Origin of the sequence: Bacillus sp. GMs2/2 (assembly GCF_050172095.1) — a bacterium.
GTDB lineage: Bacteria > Bacillota > Bacilli > Bacillales > Bacillaceae_G > Bacillus_A > Bacillus_A cereus.
Map to the genome: position 1 here is coordinate 1 of NZ_JBNLYE010000642.1, position 1,519 is coordinate 1,519.

The following is a 1,519-nucleotide window of genomic DNA, read 5'->3' on the forward strand; positions in this document are numbered from 1 at the left end:
GAAAAAAATTTGTGATTTTATAAAAAATAAGGTGGATTGAAGTATAAAAAATTTTTCTATTGTATTTAATCAGTAGTTTTTTGTATTTCATCCTTCGTTTTTTGTAACTGATTCTACGTTTTTGACGCTCTGTCTTGTAAGTGCTTACATAAACAAAAACATCTTATACAATGAAGGTGTTAAATCAAAAGAGGTGACCAAAATGAACATAAAAAAAGTAAATTTAGCGAATAGCATTGAAATAGAAAGAGGAGGCGGAAAGGTATGAAAAAATCAACTGTTAATCCATGGCTTGTTGTCCTTGGCACAGTTATAGTACAAATGGGGCTTGGGACGATATATACATGGAGTTTATTCAATCAGCCTTTAGTTAGTAAATACGGTTGGAGTCTTAACGCTGTTGCGATAACTTTCTCAATTACTAGTCTTTCTTTAGCATTTTCAACTTTATTTGCGAGTAAATTGCAAGAAAAATGGGGACTTCGTAAACTTATTATGATAGCTGGATTAGCATTAGGACTAGGATTAATACTTAGCTCACAAGCATCCTCATTAATATTACTTTATGTACTAGCGGGAGTTGTTGTAGGTTATGCAGATGGTACAGCATATATCACTTCACTATCAAATTTAATAAAGTGGTTTCCAGAGCGTAAAGGTTTAATTGCTGGTATTTCTGTCTCTGCATATGGTTCAGGTAGCTTAATCTTTAAATACGTTAACGCACAGTTGATTGAATCAGTTGGTGTATCCCAAGCATTTATATACTGGGGTTTAATTGTTACAGCTATGATTGTAATTGGTGCTTGTTTAATCCATCAAGCTGCAGATCAAGGAGCAGTTCATGAAACAAAAACTGAGGAATACACAACGAAAGAAATGTTAGGCACAAAACAAGTATACTTATTATTTATCATGTTATTTACATCATGTATGAGTGGCTTATACTTAATTGGTATGGTAAAAGACATTGGTGTTCAACTTGTAGGACTTAGCGCAGCAACAGCTGCTAATGCGGTGGCTATGGTTGCAATCTTCAATACATTAGGTCGTATCATTTTAGGACCGTTATCGGATAAAATTGGGCGTTTAAAAATCGTTACTGGTACTTTTGTTGTTATGGCGAGTTCAGTCTTAGTTCTAAGTTTTGTAGATTTAAATTATGGTATTTACTTCGTATGTGTAGCAAGTGTAGCGTTTTGCTTTGGTGGAAATATCACTATTTTCCCAGCTATTGTTGGTGATTTCTTCGGTATGAAAAACCATAGTAAGAACTACGGAATTGTGTATCAAGGATTTGGATTTGGGGCGCTTGCAGGTTCCTTTATCGGTGCACTTCTAGGTGGATTCAAACCAACGTTCATGGTAATAGGTGTATTATGTGTCGTGTCATTCATTATCGCAATTTTAATTCAAGCACCTAAGCAGAAAAAAGAAAAAGAAGAAGAGTATCGCAGCGTAGCATAAGTATATAAATCTTCTATAACAATATGATTACGAAAAAGCATCCTATTCTATC

1 protein-coding gene is annotated in these 1,519 nt (G+C 34.2%); it reads left to right on the forward strand.

Annotation, left to right across the window (positions count from 1 at the left end):
• The first annotated feature begins 264 nt into the window (after window positions 1–264).
• Entirely contained in the window at window positions 265–1,467 is a 1,203-nt protein-coding gene (locus ACQGS6_RS28255; protein ID WP_000750126.1) for an L-lactate MFS transporter, read from the forward strand.
• Window positions 1,468–1,519: the final 52 nt, after the last annotated feature.

What these genes read in the sequence shown, in the direction of transcription:
- ACQGS6_RS28255 (WP_000750126.1), top strand. Translation starts at nt 265, where the DNA reads ATGAAAAAATCAACTGTTAATCCATGGCTTGTTGTCCTTGGCACAGTT.